Raw genomic sequence first — 18,326 nt, 5'->3', positions numbered from 1 at the left:
AAGACGTCGATGGCAGGGACAGGCCAAGGACAGGCCCGGCCATGACGGCGCGGACGGGCCCGATTTGAACCCATCCCCTGCCAGCCGCGACAACGATGAGAACCCGACGTCACGGAGCCCTCTGTCATGTGCGGCACTCAAGCCTCCGCGCAAGCGCTTTCGCCTGCCAAAATCTTGCTTCGCGCCTTTTTCCTCAGCGCAGCGATCAGCCTTGTTCTCGCGGCCCCAGCTGCGGCGAGCTCCGAGTGCGTGCTGGGCAGCAGGGTTGCCCCGGCAGAGTTGATTCCGGCGTGCAGCGCCATCATCGACAAGACTGCAAATCCAGCCTCCGATCGCAGCGCGGCCCTCGTTGTCCGCGCCGAAGCCAATGCGCGAACCCTTGGAGGGCAACCGCAGGCGCTGCGCGATCTGGACCGCGCCATCGCGCTCGACGGCAGGAACGCAAAGGCCTGGCGCCTGCGCGGCGACCTCCTGCGCGAGGCCGGCGGCGATCTCAACCGCGCTGCGGCGGATTTGACCAGGGCGATCGACCTCGATCCCCAGGATGCGGAGGCTTACGAATCGCGCGGCGTGGTCTACACCAATCAGCGCCGGCTCGACCGCGCGCTCGCCGATTACGACCAGGCGATCAAGCTGAAGCCGGATGATGCGCAGGCCTGGTCCGACCGCGGCGTGGCCTATTATCTCGGTGGCGACAACGAGAAGGCGATCAGGAATTTCGACCAGGCCTTGCGGCTCGACCCCAATCGGCCTCGCACCTATACCAACCGCGGCGCGGCCTGGAAGAAGCTCGGCCAGAACGACAATTCGGTCGCCGACAACACCGCGGCCATCAGGCTCGATCCGAAGGTGCCGGAATATTACGACAATCGCGGCCTCGCCTATGCCGCGATGGGCGAGTACGACAAGGCCATCGCCGATTACGACGAAGCGATCCGGCGTGAGCGGCGCGCCAACTTCCTGACCAACCGCGGCGATTCCTACCAGTTCAAGGGCGAGCTCGGGGCCGCGCTGAGCGACTATGACGCCGCGCTCGAGCTCGATCCGAATTTTGCGAAGACCTACAACAACCGTGCCGTGCTCTACAAGAAGATGGGCGAGCGCAAGAAGGCGCTGGCGGACTACGAGACGGCGCTGAAGCTCGATCCGGGCAACGAGAATGCAGCCAACGGCCGCCGCGCCATGATCGCCGAGATCGCGAAGTTCGGTGCCGAGCCGCTGCGTCCGCTGAATGCGGCTTCCGGCAACGGCCCGTCGTTCGATTGCGCGACGGCGAAGCGCGAGGTCGAGAAGGTGATCTGTGCCGATCCGCAGCTCGGCGTGCTCGACCGCCAGATCGCCGAGGCCTACGAGCGCGTGCTGAAGCTGGCGAACAAGCGCTCGGCCGGCGAATTGCGCAGGACGCAGCGCGATTTCCTCGCCACGCGCAACGCCAGTTTCGGCCGCCCCGACTATGATCTGAAGAAGATCATGCAGCAGCGGTTGCAGAAGCTGAACGCGATGGAGAGCTGAGAAGCGTTCCGAACTCGTCGTCTCTCCTCGAGTCGAACCGCCACCGTCCTTCCGGAGACCCCGCCCCCCGCAAGCGGGGCGAGGGGGCGCACCGCCCGCGCGGCGGTAGGTGTGTCTTCCCCGAAAGGCCCATCCTTTTGAGCTTGAACCGCGGCCCGTTCCCGCGAAAATAGCTTCACAACAAGGCCGGCAATTGATCCTGGTCATGGCGGGGCGCCTGTCCTGCCACAAGGGTCAAGGGCAGGCGAATAAAGGCACGGGAGCGCGGGAATGAACGTCCAAGGGAACGCCGACGGCAAAAGTCGTTATCATGAGGTCCATGCGCGCTCGCTGGCCGATCCCGCTGGCTTCTGGGCCGAGGCGGCGAAGGAGATCGACTGGATCGAGCCGCCGAAAAAGATCTTCGATCCCTCGCAAGGAACCTACGGCCGCTGGTTCGCCGGCGGCGTCGTCAACACCTGCTACAACGCGCTCGACCGCCATGTCGAACGCGGCCGCGCCGACCAGGTCGCGCTGATCCATGATTCGCCGCTGACCAATTCGGTCACAAAACTCACCTATGCCGAACTGCTGAACGAGGTCCAGGCGCTCGCCGCCGTCATGCAGGACTTCGGGGTCGCCAAGGGCGACCGTGTCATCCTTTACATGCCGATGGTGCCGGAAGCGGTGGTCGCGATGCTGGCCTGCGCGCGCATCGGCGCGGTGCACTCCGTCGTGTTCGGCGGCTTCGCGGCGAAAGAGCTCGCCACCCGCATCGACGACGCGCAGCCGAAGCTGATCCTCTCCGCCAGCTGCGGCATCGAGCCCGGCCGTATCGTCCATTACAAGCCGCTGCTCGACGAGGCGATCAGGCTTGCCGGCAGCAAGCCGAAAGCCTGTATCGTGCTGCAGCGTCCGCAGCTCACCTGCGAGATGACGCCAAGCCGCGACTACGACTGGGCCAGCCTGCGCCGCAAGGCGATGAACGACGGCAAGAAGGCGCCCTGCGTGCCTGTCGCCGCGACCGATCCGCTCTACATCCTCTACACCTCGGGCACGACCGGCGTGCCGAAGGGCGTCGTGCGCGACAATGGCGGGCATCTCGTCGCGGTGAAATGGTCGATGTTCAACCTCTATGGCGTCAAGCCGGGTGAGGTCTGGTGGTGCGGCTCCGACATCGGCTGGGTGGTCGGCCACAGCTACATCGTCTACGGACCGCTGTTTCATGGCGCGACCTCGATCATGTACGAGGGCAAGCCGGTCGGCACGCCCGATGCCGGCGCGTTCTGGCGCGTGATCTCCGAGCACAAGGCGGTGGCCTTCTTCACCGCTCCGACCGCATTCCGCGCCATCCGCAAGGACGATCCGGAAGGAAAATTCATCCGGCAATACGACCTCTCCAAATTCCGCACGCTGTTCCTCGCCGGCGAGCGCGCCGATCCGCCGACGGTGGAATGGGCGGAGCAGCAGCTGAAGGTGCCCGTGATCGACCATTGGTGGCAGACCGAGACCGGCTGGTGCATCGCCGGCAATCCGGTCGGCCTCGGCATGCTGCCCGTGAAGCACGGCTCGCCGACGGTGCCGATGCCGGGCTACCAGGTCGATGTCGTCGACGAAGCGGCAAAGCCGGTCGCCCCCAACACCATGGGCTCGATCGTCATCAAGCTGCCGATGCCGCCGGGCTGTTTGCCGACGCTGTGGAATCAGGACGAGCGCTTCAAGGAGGCCTACCTCAGCGAATTCCCCGGCTATTACAAAACCTCCGATGCCGGCTACAAGGACGAGGACGGCTATGTCTTCGTCATGGGCCGCACCGACGACATCATCAACGTCGCCGGCCATCGGCTTTCCACCGGCGGCATGGAGGAGATTTTGGCCTCGCATCCTGATGTCGCCGAATGCGCCGTGCTTGGCGTCAAGGACGCGATCAAGGGCGAGGTGCCCTGCGGCTTCCTGGTGCTCAAGGCCGGCGTGAAGCGCCCGCCGGCCGAGATCGAGAAGGAGATCGTCGCATTGGTGCGCGACAAGCTCGGCCCGGTCGCCGCCTTCAAGCTCGCCATCACCGTCGGCCGCCTGCCCAAGACGCGTTCCGGAAAGATCCTGCGCGGCACCATCAAGAAGATCGCCGACGGCGAATCCTGGACCATGCCGGCGACCATCGAGGATCCCAAGGCACTCGACGAGATCGGGGAGGCGCTGAAGGGAAGGGTGTGACGGTCCCGATGGGGCTTGAATAGGTCGCATTTTTCCGCTCAACCCTCATCCGGAGGAGCGCGCCCTGCGCGCGTCTCGAAGGAAGAAAGGCCCCGCTGCTGCATCCGGGCCTTTCATGGTTCGAGACGCCGGCTGCGCGGGCTCCTCACCATGAGGACGAAAGAGCTGCCATGAATTCGAAGTCGTTTCTTGCGATTGTGTTTGCGGGCCTCATGCTCTCCGCCTGCTCCGCGCGCTACCAGACGCCGGTGGCGATGGGCGGCGACGACGATGACGCGGTCTGCCTGAGCCGTGGCTATGCGCAGGGCTCGCCGGAATACGTGGCCTGCCGTAAGGATCGCGACGTCCAGCGCAATGCCGCCATCGCCCGCGCCGACCGCCGCCAGCGCGACCTCGGCGAGTACATGCTGAACCATCCCGAGCGGCCCTGATGTGAGCGCGGCATCATGGTGCCGCGCCTCGCGCCTTGCATTCGCGCTTTTCGTGACACATCTGCAACGCCGCGACACAAATCGTACCGCGTTTCGCCTGATTTGATCGGCATCAAATCCTTCACTGTCCCCTTTCTGCTCTGACGCTGATGTCGCGCAACGATGCGCGAGAGATGGCTGAAGGGGATTGAAATGCATAGAACGACGAGAAACCTGGCGCGGCTCGCCACGATTGGCGCGATGCTCGTGGGCACCTTTGCCTCGGCGCAGGCTGCCGATTTGCCGGTCTACAAGAAGGCGCCGCCGCCGGTAGAGGCGTTCAATCCATGGATGATCCGCCTGCGCGCGCTCGGCGTGCTGCCTGATGGCGGCGGCAGCAGCGTGAACGTGGCGGGCGTGCCCTCGCTTTCTTCGCCGAATTCCGGCCTCTCGATCAGCGATCAGGTCGTCCCCGAGCTCGACATCAGCTATTTCTTCACCAAGAACATCGCGGCCGAGCTGATCCTTGGCGTGACCAGGCACTCGATCAGCGGCACTGGCTCGCTGGCGAACCTGCCGATCGGCAAGACCACGCTGCTGCCGCCGACGCTCACGCTGCAATATCACTTCGACAATTTCGGCGCGTTCAAGCCCTATATCGGCGCCGGCGTGAACTACACGGTGTTCTTCAACAATTCCGCCGCGAATGCGCCGGCTGCAATCGCCGGTCCGCCCGCGATCGTCGCCACCACCACCAACCTGCACGTCAGCAACGCCTGGGGCGGCGCCGTCCAGTTCGGCTTTGACTACATGATCGACCGGCACTGGGGTCTCAACGTCGACGTCAAGAAGCTCTGGCTGCGTCCGAACTACTCGGCGACCGTCTCCGGCCTGCCGGTCACCGGCACCGCGCATATCGATCCGTGGCTGGTCGGCGCGGGTGTGACGTATAAGTTCTGAGAGCGCGCCAAAAGAGGGCATTGGCGTCGCGACAAATTCCGCTGTCGTCCCCGCGAACGCGGGGACCCATACCGCGGAATTTATCGATTGTTGTTGGTAGAAGTACCAAACGACAAGTCTTCGCCAAACTACGTCCTGGGGTTATGGGTCCCCGCGTTCGCGGGGACGACCCACCGAGGGTGGAGTACACGAAACAAAAATGCGGCGGGTTTTCCCGCCGCGTTTGCATTCGATGGTGAATGAACGAGAGAGGAACTACTCCTCCTCGTCTTCGTGCTTCTTTCCGCCGAGCGTCTTCAGCTTGGCGAACACGGCGTCGACATTGAGATCGTCGCTGGACTTCTCCGCGGGCTCGTACTCGTCCTTGCGGGTGGTCTCGGAGGCCGGCAGCAGGGTCGCGCCGCCATAGGTTGCGTCGATCGGCTTTTCCTTGGCAGCGCGCTGCACCTCGAAATCGAGCTCGATCTGCGAGCACAGGCCGAGGGTGACGGGGTCGATAGGGGTCAGCGCCGATGTGTTCCAGTGGGTACGGTCGCGCACGCTCGCGATCGTGCTCTTGGTGGTGCCGACCAGGCGCATGATCTGGGCGTCCTTGAGTTCCGGATGGTTGCGCAGCAGCCAAAGGATGGCGCTCGGACGTTCGTGGCGGCGCGAGACGGGGGTGTAACGCGGTCCTTTGCGCTTGGGCTGGGGCGGTAGCACCACTTTGCTCTCCTGGAGGCGGAGCCGGTAATCCGGGTTTTTCTCGCCCTTCTCGATCTCCTCGCGGGTCAGCTGGCCGTTGGAGAGCGGATCCATGCCCTTGATGCCCTGGGCGGCGTCGCCGTCCGCGATCGCGCGGACCTCGAGGGGATGCATCTTGGTGAAATCGGCGACCTGGTCGAAGGTCAGCGCGGTATTGTCGAGCAGCCAGACGGCGGTCGCCTTGGGCATCAGAGGTGCGTTGCTCATGGCAAATCTCCTTTGTGCTTCGCCCACCCCTCTGGAGGCGAAACCGGTGGTCATCAGCGATGACATGGAATTCGCGCTATATAAGCCGGGAGGGGGTAGCCACGCAATGGTTCTGCTATAGATAGTGCCTTGACACCGCCCGAAAGGGGGCCCAATTCCCTTTGAACCGCTGTAGGGTTCAAGCCGACCGTTTTAAGCCCCTATTCCATCCATCGACCGCCCCCGCCAGAAGGCGAAACGGGCGATTCGGCCCCGAGATCGCTCAATGTCAGCCAAACCAGACCTCAAGATCGTGCTTTGTTCTCCCCGCGGCTTCTGTGCCGGCGTGGTCCGGGCGATCGACACTGTGGAACGGGCGCTCGATAAGTACGGCGCCCCGGTCTATGTTCGCCACGAGATTGTGCACAACAAGTACGTCGTCGATGGGTTGAAGAAGAAGGGCGCCATCTTCGTCGAGGAGCTCGCTGAAATCCCGGAAAACACCACCGCCCCGGTGGTGTTCTCGGCGCACGGCGTGCCGAAGTCGGTTCCGGCCGACGCCCAGTCCCGCAATCTGTTCTCGCTGGATGCGACCTGCCCGCTGGTGACCAAGGTCCACCGCGAGGCCGCGATCCACTTCAAGCGCGGCCGCGAGATCTTCCTGATCGGCCACTCCCACCATCCCGAAGTGGTCGGCACGCTCGGCCAGCTTCCGCCCGGCGCCGTGACCCTGATCGAGACCGCCGAGGACGCCAAGACGATCACACCGAAGGACCCCAACAACCTCGCCTTCGTGACCCAGACCACGCTGTCGATCGACGATACCGCGGAGATCGTGGCGCTGCTCAAGGAGCGCTTCCCGAACATCAACGGCCCGCACAAGGAAGACATCTGCTACGCCACCACCAACCGCCAGCTCGCGGTGAAGAAGGTGGCGCCGGTGGTGGACGCCCTGATCGTGGTCGGTGCGCCGAATTCGTCGAACTCGCAGCGCCTGCGCGAGGTCGCCGAGCGCGAGGGCTGCAAGATCGCGGTGCTGGCGCAGCGCGCCACCGACATCGACTGGACCAGGTTCGGCAACATCACCAGTCTCGGCATCACGGCGGGCGCCTCCGCGCCTGAAGTGATCGTCGAGGAGATCATGGACGCCTTCGCCGAGCGCTACACGCTGCACGTGGAGACGGTCTCGGCCGCGGAGGAGAACGAGTTCTTCCCGCTGCCGCGTCAGGTGCGCCCCGAAGCTGCCGCCGAGTAGATCTTTATGGCGGTCTACACCGACGTCGCCGCCGACGAGCTTGCGGATTTCCTGAAACAATACGATCTCGGCGAATTGCTCTCCTACAAGGGCATCGCCGAGGGTGTCGAGAACTCCAACTTCCTGCTGCACACCAGCAAGGGCTCGTTCATTCTCACGCTCTACGAGAAGCGCGTGGCGAAGAACGATCTGCCGTTCTTCCTCGCGCTGATGACGCATCTGGCCGAGCACGGCGTCAATTGTCCGCTGCCTGTGAAGGCGAAAGATGGCGAGGCCCTGCGCGAGCTGGCAGGCCGGCCCGCGGCGATCATCACCTTTCTCGAAGGCATCTGGCCGCGCAAGCCGAATGCGGCCCATTGCGCCGGGGTCGGCGACGGGCTGGCGAAGATGCATCTGGCCGGCGCGAACTTTGCGATCAAGCGCACCAATGCGCTCTCGGTTTCCGGCTGGCGGCCGCTGTTCGACGCGGCTTCAAGCCGCGCCGACGAGGTGCAGCCGGGCTTGCGCGATTTTCTTGCCGCCGAGCTCGATTATCTCTCGAGCGGCGTCTGGCCGACCAATCTGCCGGAGGGCGTGATCCACGCCGACCTCTTCAACGACAACGTCTTCTTCCTCGGCGACAAGCTCTCGGGCATCATCGACTTCACCTTCGCCTGCAACGACATGCTGGCCTATGACGTCGCGATCTGTCTCAACGCCTGGTGCTTCGAGCCGGATCATTCCTTCAACGTCACCAAGGCGCGCGCTTTTCTCAACGCCTATGGCCGGGTGCGCAAGCTCTCCGAGACGGAAGAGGCGGCGCTGCCACTGTTGGCGCGCGGCGCTGCGATCCGCTTCCTGCTGACGCGGCTGGTCGACTGGCTCAACGTGCCGCCGGGCGCGCTGGTCAGGCCGAAGGATCCCCTCGAATATTTCCGCAAGCTGCGCTTCCACCAGAGCGTGACGAGCGTGCGAGACTATGGGCTGACGCCGTCGGGGCTGGTGGCGTGAGCGAGCTTCCCAATGTCACGATCTACACCGACGGCGCCTGCTCGGGAAATCCCGGGCCGGGCGGCTGGGGCGCGATCCTGAAGTTCGGCGACAAGGAAAAGGAGCTGAACGGAGGCGAGCGACATACCACCAACAACCAGATGGAGCTGATGGCGGCGATCTCCGCGCTCGAGGCGCTGAAGAAGCCGTGCACGGTCGATCTCTACACCGACAGTCAGTATGTCCGGCAGGGCATCACGGGCTGGATCTTCGGCTGGAAGCGCAACGGCTGGCGCACCGCCGACAAGAAGCCGGTGAAGAATGTGGAGCTATGGCAGCGCCTGGATGCCGCGCTGAAGCAGCACGAGGTCCGCTGGCATTGGGTCAAGGGCCACGCCGGGCACCCGGAGAACGAGCGCGCCGATCAGCTCGCGCGCGACGGCATCGCGATGGCGCGGTTGCAGCAGCGGGTGCGGGAGTAGCAAGGGCGCACCATCGTCGCGCAACCCTCTACCGTCATCGCCCGGCCTTGACCGGGCGATCCAGTATTCCAGAGACGCTTGTGATTCAGCCGCAAAGCCTCGGCGTACTTGATGCCCCGCTTTCGCGGGGCATGACAGCGTCGTGTGTGGCCAACAGCGGCTGGCGCCTTACAGCTGCCCGAGCAGCGTATCGCCGCCGGAGACCTCGACCTTGCCGGGCATTGCCTCGAGGTTCAGCTTCTTCACCACGCCGTCCTCGACCAGCATCGAATAGCGCTTGGAGCGGATGCCGAGGCCGTTGGCGGAGGCGTCGAGCTCCATGCCGATCGCCTTGGTGAAGTCGGCATTGCCGTCGGCGAGGAAGACGGCCTCGTCGCGCTGGTCGGTGTCGCGCTTCCAGGCGTTCATGACGAAGGCGTCGTTGACGGAGACGATGGCGATGGTGTCGACGCCCTTGTCCTTGATGGCATAGGCGTTGAGGAAGATGCTCGGCAGATGCATCTTGTGGCAGGTGCCGGTATAGGCGCCGGGCACCGCGAACAGCGCCACCTTCTTGCCCTTGAAGATGTCGTCGGTGGTCTTCACCTGCGGGCCTTCCGCCGTCATCACGCGGAATTTCGCCTCGGGTAGCTTTTCGCCAATCTGGATCGCCATCATCAGTCTCCCTGGAAATCGGTCCTGCGTTTTAGACCGTGCGGCGGGACTGCACAATATTGCCGGCCGAGGAAGCAGCAAGGCCGCCCGGCCTTCATGGCTACGTCATCAGCCGGCAAAGCCGCCCCCGTCCAGGAAAGCCTGTTCTTCCGGCGCGGTCTCGCGGCCGAGGATGCGGTTGCGGTGAGGAAAGCGGCCGAAGCGGCGGATGATGTCTGCGTGCTCCCGGGCGTATCTCAGGCTCTCGGCGTCACCGGCGCCCTCGAACAGCGCGACGCAGCGCTCCTGGTCCGCCAGGTGCTCGGAATGCATGAAGGGCATGTAGAGGAATTCGAGCAGGGCGGGATCGATCCTGCGATCGGTCCTCCGATGGATGGCGCGGCGGGCAACGTCGCGCGCCAGCGCATCGCTGGCAAAGGCTTGGGGCGTGCCGCGAAACATGTTGCGCGGAAACTGATCAAGCAGAATGACGAGCGCCAGCGCGCCGTCGTCGCTCGTCTCCCAGTCCGCCAGCTCCCCGGCGGCCGCCTTGTGCCAGAGCATGAGAAAGCGGCGCCCGATTTCCGCGTCGAAAGCCTCGTCGCGCGCGTACCAGCGCTCGCGGCCGGCCTCGCGCCAGAAGGCGAGAATGCCTGACGGCGAGATGTCGTCGACGTCGGTCATCAACCGGAGGAGCGGCTTACGCCGCTTCGGCCTTTTGCTCGTCGCGGAGCTGCCGGCGCAAAATCTTGCCGACATTGGTCTTCGGCAGGTCGGTACGGAATTCGATGTGCTTGGGCACCTTGTAGCCGGTGAGCTGCTCGTGACAGAATTTGATCACCGCCTCGGCGGTGAGGTTGGGGTCCTTCCTCACCACGAAGGCCTTCACCGCCTCACCCGACTTGGAATCGGGGATGCCGATCACGGCGCATTCGAGCACGCCCGGATGGCTCGCGATCACTTCCTCGACCTCGTTCGGATAGACGTTGAAGCCGGAGACCAGGATCATGTCCTTCTTGCGGTCGACGATCTTGGTGTAGCCCTTCTCGTCCATGATGCCGATGTCGCCGGTGCGGAAATAACCGTCCGCCGTCATCACCTTCGCGGTGTCTTCCGGCCTGTTCCAGTAGCCCGACATCACCTGCGGGCCCTTGGCGCAGATCTCGCCGGGCTGGCCGAGCGGGACTTCGTTGCCGTCGTCGTCGCGAATCGAGATCCAGGTCGAGGGCACGGGGATGCCGATCGATCCCGTGAACTCCGTCGCCGTCGCCGGGTTGCAGGTCAGCGTCGGCGAGGTCTCCGACAGGCCGTAGCCCTCGGCGATGAAGCAGCCGGTGATCGCCTTCCATTGATCGGCCACAGGGCGTTGCACCGCCATGCCGCCGCCGTTGGAGATCTTCAGCTTGGAGAAGTCGAGCTTCTTGAAGTCGGGATGGTGCATCAACCCGTTGTACAGCGTGTTCACGGCCGGGAAGCTGTTGACCTGGTATTTCGCCAGCTCCTTGATGAAGCCGGGAATGTCGCGCGGGTTGGGGATCAGGAGATTGCAGCCGCCGGCGCGCACCGCGAGCAGGTAGCAGGCCGTCAGGGCGAAGATGTGATAGAGCGGCAGTGCGCACACGATCATGAGCTGGTCGACGTGTGGCGGCGCGCTGAGCGCCGGCTGGAGCCAGGCGTCGTTCTGCAGGACATTGGCGACGATGTTGCGATGGAGCAGCGTGGCGCCCTTGGAGACGCCGGTGGTGCCGCCGGTATATTGCAGGAACGCGACGTCGCCCGGCGAGAGTTTCGGCCTGTTGAACGTCATGCCGCGGCCGGCCGAGAGCGCGTCGTTGAACGCCACCGCCCCCGGCAGCGACCAGGCCGGGACCATCTTCTTGACCCGGCGGACGACGAGATTGACGATGATCCCCTTGAAGCCGAGCAGGTCGCCCATGCTGGCGACGATGACGTGCTTCACCTGCGTCTTCGCGATCACCTGCTCGACGGTGTGAGCAAAGTTCTCCAGCACGATGATGGCTTCGGCGCCGGAATCCTTGAGCTGGTGCTCGAGCTCGCGCGGGGTGTAAAGCGGGTTGACGTTCACGACCGCGTATCCGGCGCGCAGCACGGCGGCGATCGCGACGGGGTACTGCAGTACGTTCGGCATCATGATCGCAACACGGGCGCCGCGCTGCAGCCCGCGGCCCTGCAGGTAGGCGGCGAACGCGACCGACATCTGGTCGAGGTCACGATAGCTGATCGACTTGTCCATGCAGATGAACGCCTTGCGGTCGGCGAACTTGGTGAAGCTCTCCTCCAGAAGGTCAACCAGCGATGCGTATTGCGTCGGCTCGATATCGGCGGGCACGCCGGGCGGATATTGCTTGAGCCAGATGCGCTCCATGGAAAACTCCCCTCATTGACCAGAGCCCGTTGTGTCACGGGCTTGCCGCATTGCCGCCAGTATCCAGCCTGCCGGAACTGGTGGCAAGCCGTCGTGGCTTAGGGCAAAGGTCGGGGCGTAGCTACTGGAATCGTCGCAAACCGCGCTGCCGCGGGTGCGAAGCGCGGGCTGCGGTTTAATCCCGGGAAACGTTAACTGTTGTTCGCCGGCTTGGCGGCAGCGGCGGGCTTGGTCGCGGCCTTGGGCTTGGCGGGCTTGGCCGCCTGATCGCCGCCTGCCGCAGGCTTCGCCACGGCATCGTGTTTGGTCGCGGCTTGCTTGGACCCGGCCGGCTTGGCTGCGGTCTTGGCGTCACTCTTGGCACTGGATTTGGCGGCAGACTTGGCTTCGGACTTGGCGTCCGGCTTCACCGCCGCCGTCTTGGTGTCCTTGCCTGCGTCCTTGTGTCCGTCCTTGTTTCCATCCTTGGGCTTGTCGGCGGCGTCAGGCTTCTTGGCGACGCGCGACTTCTTGCCGCGCGGCTTGGACGCGGCCTGCTGGTCGGCATCGGCCGCGACCGCCGCGATCAGGGCGGTGCCGGTGCGCGTCGGGCCGGTATAGACCAGCACGGGTTCGGCCGCCGCGGGGGCCGAGGCCATCAGCTCGGAAGCCTTCATCATCAGGGGCGGCTGCAGGCCCGCCGTGAAGAAGGTGACCTGGGCTTCTCCGCCAGTGGCCGAGGCCGATCCGGTCGCGCCGCCATTGGCCGCAATCAGCGCATCGTCGTCGTCACTGGCCGGCCGCTTGCGGTGGGGCCCGCACATCTCGTCGCGCAGGTTCGGCGGCGAGGCGTCGACCGGCACGAGATTGTCGACGGTGCCGAGCGAGGGGCGCAGCCAGGTGAGATTGTCTTGAGCGAAGCCGCGCTCCAGCAGCTGCGCCGCCTTCACTGCGCGCGCGGTGCCGGAACTGGCGCCGAGCACCACCGCGATCAGCCGGCGGCCGTTGCGCGTGGCGGAGGCGACGAGGTTGTACCCGGAGGCGCAGATGAAGCCGGTCTTGAAACCGTCGGCGCCAGGATAGCGGCCGATCAGCTTGTTGAAATTACCGGTGACGCGCTTGCCGAAGCGGATCGCCGGGATGTGTGCGAAGTACTCGTATTCCGGCAGGTCGCGCAGGAACGCGCGCGCCAGGATTCCGAGATCGCGCGCGGACGTGATCTGGCCGTCGGCGGGCAGGCCGTTCGGATTGACGTAGCTCGTCTGCGTCATGCCGAGCTTCTTCGCGGTGTCGTTCATCATCGCGGAGAAGCCGTCGATCGAGCCGCCGACGCCTTCGGCGAGCACCACGGCCATGTCGTTCGCCGACTTGACCATCATCATCTTCAGCGCGTTGTCGACGGTGAGCTGCGTTCCCGGGCGGAAGCCCATCTTCGAGGGCGACTGCGAGGCCGCCGTCGGCGACACCGTGAGCAGCGTGTCGAGCGTCAGCCTGCCGTCCTTGACCGCCTTCAGCGTGACATAGGCGGTCATGATCTTGGTGACGGAGGCCGGATACCAGGGAATGGTCGCGTTGTCCGCCTGCAGCACCTTGCCGCTGTCGGCCTCGATCAGCAGCAGCGCTTCGGCGCTCGCCGCGCACGGCGCGAGCAATGCGGCGCATGCGAGGCCCGCAGCGAACAGGTTGAACAGCGATTTGCGAAGCAGCGGGCGAAGGGCGTGCACTATCCGATTCCGGTCCTTGGAGATCCGCCGGTTCCGGTCGGCTCTCGTGATCTGATGGTCGGTTCCTGAAATCCAGCGCCGCCGCTTGCGGCGTCGCAAACCTATACCGGCTCGTGCGTCGAGAATAGGGGGATCGCCGCGGTATTCCGCAATGAAATAGGCCGAATTTCGACGGTGCCGTGGGGACTTGCTATGGGGATTTGGCAGCCGTCGCGGCAGTCTCGGCCGCCGTCACGCTGGCCCGTGCGTTCTCCTGAACCATGAACTGGGCCCTGGCAAGCTCGGCGAAATGGCCGCCTTTGGCCACGAGTTCATCGAAAGTTCCGCTTTCGATCACGCGCCCATTCTCGAACACCAGGATCCGCGTGGCGTTGCGGATGGTCGATAGGCGGTGGGCGATCACGAAGGTGGTGCGGCCCTTCATCACTTCGTCGAGAGCGGCATTCACCTTGGCCTCGGTGACGGCGTCGAGCGCGCTGGTCGCCTCGTCCAGGATCAGGATCGGCGGATCCTTCAGCAGCGCACGGGCGATGGACAGGCGTTGGCGCTCGCCGCCGGAGAGCATGCGGCCGCGTTCGCCGGCATTGGTCTCGAAGCCACCGCTGCGCTCGATGAACTCGAGCGCCTGCGCGCGCTCCGCCGCCTTGCGCATCTCGGCCTCGGTCGCGTCCGGCTTGCCGACGCGCAAATTATCGGCGATCGAGCGGTTGAACAGCAGCGCTTCCTGGAACACCACGCCGATGTTTCGCCGCAGCGAGGTCAGCGTGACGCCGCGCACGTCCATGCCGTCGATCTTGATGACGCCGGACTGCGGATCGAAGGCGCGATGCAACAGCGCAATCGCAGTCGACTTGCCGGCGCCGGTCGGGCCGACCAGCGCAATGGTCTGGCCGGGCAGGGCGGTGAAGGTGAGGTCCTCGATCGCAGGCCGCTTGCCGTCATAGGAGAACGTGACGTCGTTGAACTCGACGAGGCCCGACAGCCGGCCGGCATCGATTGCGTCGGGCCGGTCGTGCACCGCGGGCACGGCGTCGAGCACATTGAAGAACTCGCGCAGGCGCGGGGCTTCCATGAACACGTTGTTGATGAAGCTCACGACCTGCTCGAGCTTCTGGATCAAAAGCGTCGCGAAGCTCACGAACATCACGATGTCGCCGACCGAGGTGAGCCCCTGGTCGTGCAGGGCGATGCCGAAGGTGAAGATCGCGAGCACCGTGATGGTCGTGGAGGCGCGTGTGATCACGGTGACCAGCGCCCACCACGACAGCACCGGCATCTGCGCGGCCAGCAGCTCGTCGGCGACGGAGCGCAGCCCCTTCACCTCGGATTCGACGCGCACGAAACTCTGCACCAGCGCGACGTTGCCGAGCGCGTCGGAGGCGCGCGCGGAGAGCTCGCTGTAGTGCTCCTCGACCGCCATCTGCATGCCGAAGGTCCTGCGCACCACGAAGGTGGTCAGCGCGGTGAAGACGATGCAGAGCACGAACAGCAGAATCGCCAGCCGCCAGTTCAGGTAGAGCGACAGCGGCAGCAGCACCACGACCGAGAGGATCGCGGCAAAATGCTCGCGGAAGAAGCCGAGCCAGAGCCGCCACAGCGCGTCCGTGCCGTTAAGCATCACCTTCATCAGCCGGCCGGAATGGGTGCCGGAATGGAAGGTCAACGGCAGTTGCAGGATGTGCTCGAAATAGCTGGTCAGCACCGCCTGACGCTGGCGGTGCGAGAGCCGGTCGGCTTGCAAGGCCACGAGCGCGCTGCACGCGATGGTGAACAGCCCGAACGCGACCCAGGCAGCCAGGAACGGCCAGGCCGAGTTCGACCCGGCCACCGACTTGCCCGAGAGCACGTCGACGATACGGCCGAACAGCACAGGCTCGGCGAATTGCGTGCCCGCGAGCAGGAGATTGGCGACCGCGAGCAGCCAGCCCAGCCGCGCTTCCTTGCCGAGCAGTTCGAGAACGCGGGTGTAGAGACGGAGGATCGACATGCGAGCGACGAACTCGAGTGGGTAACGGAGCCCGTATTTTAAGCAGGGATCGTGCGGGAGATATAGCGGAAGCTGTCAGTTTTGCTCAATTGATCAGCCGCCCGGCGACCGGTGGCAGGAACCGGTCATCGAAGATGTCACCCGCGGTGGGCCGCTTGCGGAATTTGAAGTCCTGCGCGATCTGGTCGATCGAGCGCTCCAGCCGCGCCGGCTCGACGCCGCCGAGGCCGTTGCGCCTGACCTCGTCCGTCAGGATGTGGTCGGCGAGGATGGTGCGCAGGCGCTCCAGCTCCAGGTTGCGGTCGCCGTCGTCGATGCGGCTCGCTGCCTCCTCCGCCGCTCGCCCCGGCTCCCTGACGGTCGCGGTGATGCCCGCCATCAAGGCGCGGACGAAGCCCTTCACCGCGTCCGGCTTTGCTGCGGCAAAGGCGGGATTGACTACCACGGCAAAGCCGTAGGCTTCGCAGCCGTAGTCCGCGTAGCGCAGCACGACGAGATCGGCTCCGGGCACGCCGCGGTCGCGCAGGTTCACCGCCGAGAGATGGCTGAAGCCGGCGACCGCATCGACCTGGCCCGCGGAGAGGATCGGCTCCCGTACCGCCGCGCTGATCTTGTGGAATTTGACGCGCGATGGATTGATTCCGTTCTGCCGCGCCAGCGCCGGCCACAGCCGCATCGACAGATCGCTGTCGGTGACGCCGACGGCCTTGTGGTCGAGATCGGCCAACAGCTGGATGCCGCGGCTCTTGCGCGCGACGATCGCGTAGGGCGCGCTGTTGAACAGCACGAACACCGCCTTGACCGGCGCCGCGTCGTCCTTGTCGCGAAAGCGGATCAGCTCGTTGATGTCGACGAGCGCAAGCTCGCTGTCGCCCCTGGCGACGCGCGCGAGCGCCTCCGGCGATCCGCTTGCGCTGTTGAAGGACACGTTGAGGCGCTCGGCGCCGAACCTGCCGTCCTTCGCCGCAAGGAAAAACGGCGCCATGCTTGCGTCCGGCGGGCGGTCGAAGGTGAAGTGGATCGCAACGGGCGCGTTGGTCTCGGTCGCGCTGACCTCGCGTGCAATCAGCGTCGCAAGCAAGATCGAGAAAGCCAGCAGGCAGTGAAATGCGGTCGTCTTGAATCCTGACATCGGTTGCGCCGGTCCCGCATTGTTATGGTTTCGTGACGCTTGCAGCGCGCGGCCCGCGACGACCGTGCGCGCGCCAACATGAACGGCGGATGAGCGACGTTGCGGCATCGTTACGCAACCCCGTTCAGCTTGTGTTGGGGTTGAGGAACCTAACTTAGGTTATGCGGGTTTTGATAGGCATGAGCCTGTCCGCAGGCGTCCGTTCCAGGTCCCAAAGGAGGGCCCAAGACATGTTCGAGCGATTCTCCAGATTTGCGGGCCGAAAGGCCGTTCTCGCCACTACCGCGGTGCTGGCCCTGACCACGATTGCCCCGACCGCGTCATATGCGGGCGGTCGTCACTGGCATGGCGGTGGAGGCGGCGCGGCCGCAGCTGCGGCTTTCGCGGCCATAGGCACGGGTCTCGCCATCGCGGCCAGCCGCAATGCCTACGCCTATGACTACGGTCCGGGCTACGGCTATTACGGCGGTCCGGCCTATTACAGCGCTCCGGCCTACGGTCCCTATTATGGTCCGGGCCCGAACTACCAGTATCAGCGCTATGGCGGCACGGCTCCGTCCGAGTTCTGCGGCCAGGGCTACTATCAGAACTGCTACTAGTTCGGCATCCATGGGTTGACCATGACGGGCCGTCGCGCTTGCCGCGTCGGCCCGTTTTCTGCTTTTGTTGTCGCGCGTTAACGCGCTTGCCATTGGTTTAGAGTAGTTTTGAGTACCATGAGTGATTCGCTTGAGCGGCTATATCTGGCTGTGCTCGCGGCCAGAGATCTTGATCCGGCAACATCGCGCACCGCCCGGCTGTTTCAGCGCGGCCCTTCCAAAATGGCGAAGAAGCTGGCCGAAGAGGCCATCGAAGTCGTAATCGATGCGGTCAACGGCGATAGCGAGGCCGTGATCCGGGAAAGTGCCGATCTGCTCTACAATCTCACCGTGCTGTGGGCCTCGGCCGGGGTACGCCCCGAGGACGTCTGGCGGGAGATGACGCGGCGTGAGGACATGCTCGGCATTGCCGAGAAGCTGCCGAAATCACCGATGAAACTGCCCAAAGTCGCGTCACCCCGCGTTGCGGCCAGGCGGCCAATTGTCGCGCTCGAGGGCCGTGCCGCCCGCAAGCGCCACTAGAAACGTCATAATTCGCCTCAATCTCGGCATGGACAAATCCGTCCCATGGTGCTTCATCGCGGCGCCATGCTGAAACGTATTTACGACTGGTGCATCGACGCCGCCCACAAGCCCTATGCGCTCTGGATCATGGGTGTCGTCTCCTTCGCCGAAAGCTCCTTCTTTCCGGTCCCGCCGGATGTGATGCTGATTCCGATGTCACTGGCGCGCCCGCAGCGTGCCTGGCTCTATGCGGCGGTCTGCACCGCGACCTCGGTGCTCGGCGGCATCGTCGGCTACGCCATCGGAGCGCTGCTGTTCGACTCGGTCGGCCAATGGCTGATCCAGGTCTACGGCCTCGGCGACAAGGTCGACGCCTTCCGCGCCTCCTATGCGGAATGGGGCGCGGTGATCATCCTGCTCAAGGGGTTGACGCCGATCCCCTACAAGCTCGTCACCATCACCTCGGGCTTTGCCGGCTACAACATCGTCCTGTTCATCCTCTGCTCGATCGTCGCGCGTGGCGGACGCTTCTTCGTCGTCGCGATCCTGCTCAACCGCTACGGCGACTGGATCCGGGTCAGGATCGAACGGCATCTCGGATTGTGGGTCGCGATCGGCGCGATCGTGCTGGTGCTCGGCTTCGTGGTGGCGGTCAAGTTGATCTAAAGCAT

General features: G+C 64.8%; 17 protein-coding genes. 10 read left to right on the top strand and 7 right to left on the bottom strand.

Features of this window, described 5'->3' with window-relative positions:
* Nucleotides 1-126: 126 nt before the first annotated feature.
* The 4 genes from ACM42_RS06270 to ACM42_RS06255 all read left to right on the top strand — a co-directional run bounded on the left by ACM42_RS06270 (nucleotide 127) and on the right by ACM42_RS06255 (nucleotide 5,075).
* Nucleotides 127-1,512 carry a tetratricopeptide repeat protein gene (locus ACM42_RS06270; protein WP_271527077.1) on the top strand — a complete coding sequence of 462 codons (1,386 nt, stop codon included), beginning with the start codon at nucleotides 127-129 and terminating at the stop codon, nucleotides 1,510-1,512.
* Between the two features lie 270 nt (nucleotides 1,513-1,782).
* Nucleotides 1,783-3,705: a propionyl-CoA synthetase gene (locus tag ACM42_RS06265; protein ID WP_271527076.1), complete on the top strand. Its 1,923-nt coding sequence runs from the start codon at nucleotides 1,783-1,785 to the stop codon at nucleotides 3,703-3,705.
* Between the two features lie 170 nt (nucleotides 3,706-3,875).
* Complete coding sequence (locus tag ACM42_RS06260) at nucleotides 3,876-4,136, top strand: hypothetical protein (protein ID WP_271527075.1); 261 nt, start codon at nucleotides 3,876-3,878, stop codon at nucleotides 4,134-4,136.
* A 192-nt stretch (nucleotides 4,137-4,328) separates the two neighbouring features.
* Nucleotides 4,329-5,075: an OmpW/AlkL family protein gene (locus ACM42_RS06255; protein ID WP_028180280.1), complete on the top strand. Its 747-nt coding sequence runs from the start codon at nucleotides 4,329-4,331 to the stop codon at nucleotides 5,073-5,075.
* A 255-nt stretch (nucleotides 5,076-5,330) separates the two neighbouring features.
* Here the strand turns inward: ACM42_RS06255 and ACM42_RS06250 are convergent, their stop codons facing one another.
* Complete coding sequence (locus tag ACM42_RS06250) at nucleotides 5,331-6,026, bottom strand: DUF1013 domain-containing protein (RefSeq protein WP_271527074.1); 696 nt, start codon at nucleotides 6,024-6,026, stop codon at nucleotides 5,331-5,333.
* A 265-nt stretch (nucleotides 6,027-6,291) separates the two neighbouring features.
* Between ACM42_RS06250 and ispH the strand changes: the two genes are divergently transcribed.
* From ispH to rnhA, 3 genes are read left to right on the top strand one after another with little or no spacing between them, the layout of a single operon-like run.
* Nucleotides 6,292-7,260 carry a 4-hydroxy-3-methylbut-2-enyl diphosphate reductase gene (gene ispH, locus ACM42_RS06245; RefSeq protein WP_061024173.1) on the top strand — a complete coding sequence of 323 codons (969 nt, stop codon included), beginning with the start codon at nucleotides 6,292-6,294 and terminating at the stop codon, nucleotides 7,258-7,260.
* A 6-nt stretch (nucleotides 7,261-7,266) separates the two neighbouring features.
* Nucleotides 7,267-8,250 carry a homoserine kinase gene (locus ACM42_RS06240; protein ID WP_271527073.1) on the top strand — a complete coding sequence of 328 codons (984 nt, stop codon included), beginning with the start codon at nucleotides 7,267-7,269 and terminating at the stop codon, nucleotides 8,248-8,250.
* Nucleotides 8,247-8,711: a ribonuclease HI gene (rnhA, locus tag ACM42_RS06235; protein ID WP_091895107.1), complete on the top strand. Its 465-nt coding sequence runs from the start codon at nucleotides 8,247-8,249 to the stop codon at nucleotides 8,709-8,711. Before ACM42_RS06240 ends, rnhA begins: the two co-directional genes overlap by 4 nt.
* 168 nt (nucleotides 8,712-8,879) lie before the next feature.
* Here rnhA and ACM42_RS06230 read toward each other — a convergent pair whose 3' ends face one another.
* From ACM42_RS06230 to ACM42_RS06205, 6 genes are all read right to left on the bottom strand, one after another.
* Nucleotides 8,880-9,365: a peroxiredoxin gene (locus ACM42_RS06230; RefSeq protein ID WP_271527072.1), complete on the bottom strand. Its 486-nt coding sequence runs from the start codon at nucleotides 9,363-9,365 to the stop codon at nucleotides 8,880-8,882.
* A 108-nt stretch (nucleotides 9,366-9,473) separates the two neighbouring features.
* Complete coding sequence (locus ACM42_RS06225; protein ID WP_271527071.1) at nucleotides 9,474-10,028, bottom strand: DUF924 family protein; 555 nt, start codon at nucleotides 10,026-10,028, stop codon at nucleotides 9,474-9,476.
* Nucleotides 10,029-10,044: 16 nt separating this feature from the next.
* Nucleotides 10,045-11,730: a long-chain fatty acid--CoA ligase gene (locus tag ACM42_RS06220; protein ID WP_271527070.1), complete on the bottom strand. Its 1,686-nt coding sequence runs from the start codon at nucleotides 11,728-11,730 to the stop codon at nucleotides 10,045-10,047.
* 191 nt (nucleotides 11,731-11,921) lie between these two features.
* On the bottom strand, nucleotides 11,922-13,433 hold the full coding sequence (locus ACM42_RS06215) for a D-alanyl-D-alanine carboxypeptidase family protein (RefSeq protein WP_271527069.1): 1,512 nt from the start codon (nucleotides 13,431-13,433) through the stop codon (nucleotides 11,922-11,924).
* Nucleotides 13,434-13,623: 190 nt separating this feature from the next.
* The gene (locus tag ACM42_RS06210; RefSeq protein WP_271527068.1) at nucleotides 13,624-15,420 is read right to left on the bottom strand and encodes a glucan ABC transporter ATP-binding protein/ permease; all 1,797 of its coding nucleotides are present in this window, start codon (nucleotides 15,418-15,420) and stop codon (nucleotides 13,624-13,626) included.
* An 85-nt stretch (nucleotides 15,421-15,505) separates the two neighbouring features.
* On the bottom strand, nucleotides 15,506-16,552 hold the full coding sequence (locus tag ACM42_RS06205) for an ABC transporter substrate-binding protein (protein ID WP_271527067.1): 1,047 nt from the start codon (nucleotides 16,550-16,552) through the stop codon (nucleotides 15,506-15,508).
* A 230-nt stretch (nucleotides 16,553-16,782) separates the two neighbouring features.
* Between ACM42_RS06205 and ACM42_RS06200 the strand changes: the two genes are divergently transcribed.
* From ACM42_RS06200 to ACM42_RS06190, 3 genes are all read left to right on the top strand, one after another.
* Nucleotides 16,783-17,151, top strand: coding sequence for a hypothetical protein (locus ACM42_RS06200; RefSeq protein WP_271527066.1), 369 nt, complete (start codon nucleotides 16,783-16,785; stop codon nucleotides 17,149-17,151).
* Nucleotides 17,152-17,268: 117 nt separating this feature from the next.
* Nucleotides 17,269-17,673 (top strand): phosphoribosyl-ATP diphosphatase, encoded by a 405-nt coding sequence (hisE, locus tag ACM42_RS06195; protein ID WP_035671782.1) that lies wholly within the window; start codon nucleotides 17,269-17,271, stop codon nucleotides 17,671-17,673.
* Nucleotides 17,674-17,718: 45 nt separating this feature from the next.
* Nucleotides 17,719-18,321, top strand: a complete 603-nt coding sequence (locus ACM42_RS06190) for a YqaA family protein (protein ID WP_271527065.1) — start codon at nucleotides 17,719-17,721, stop codon at nucleotides 18,319-18,321.
* Nucleotides 18,322-18,326 lie beyond the last annotated feature (5 nt).

The sequence above is a fragment of the Bradyrhizobium sp. CCBAU 25338 genome (genome assembly GCF_028128965.1).
GTDB classification, from domain to species: Bacteria; Pseudomonadota; Alphaproteobacteria; order Rhizobiales; family Xanthobacteraceae; genus Bradyrhizobium; species Bradyrhizobium liaoningense.
This window is presented reverse-complemented; position numbering and strand designations above follow the sequence as displayed.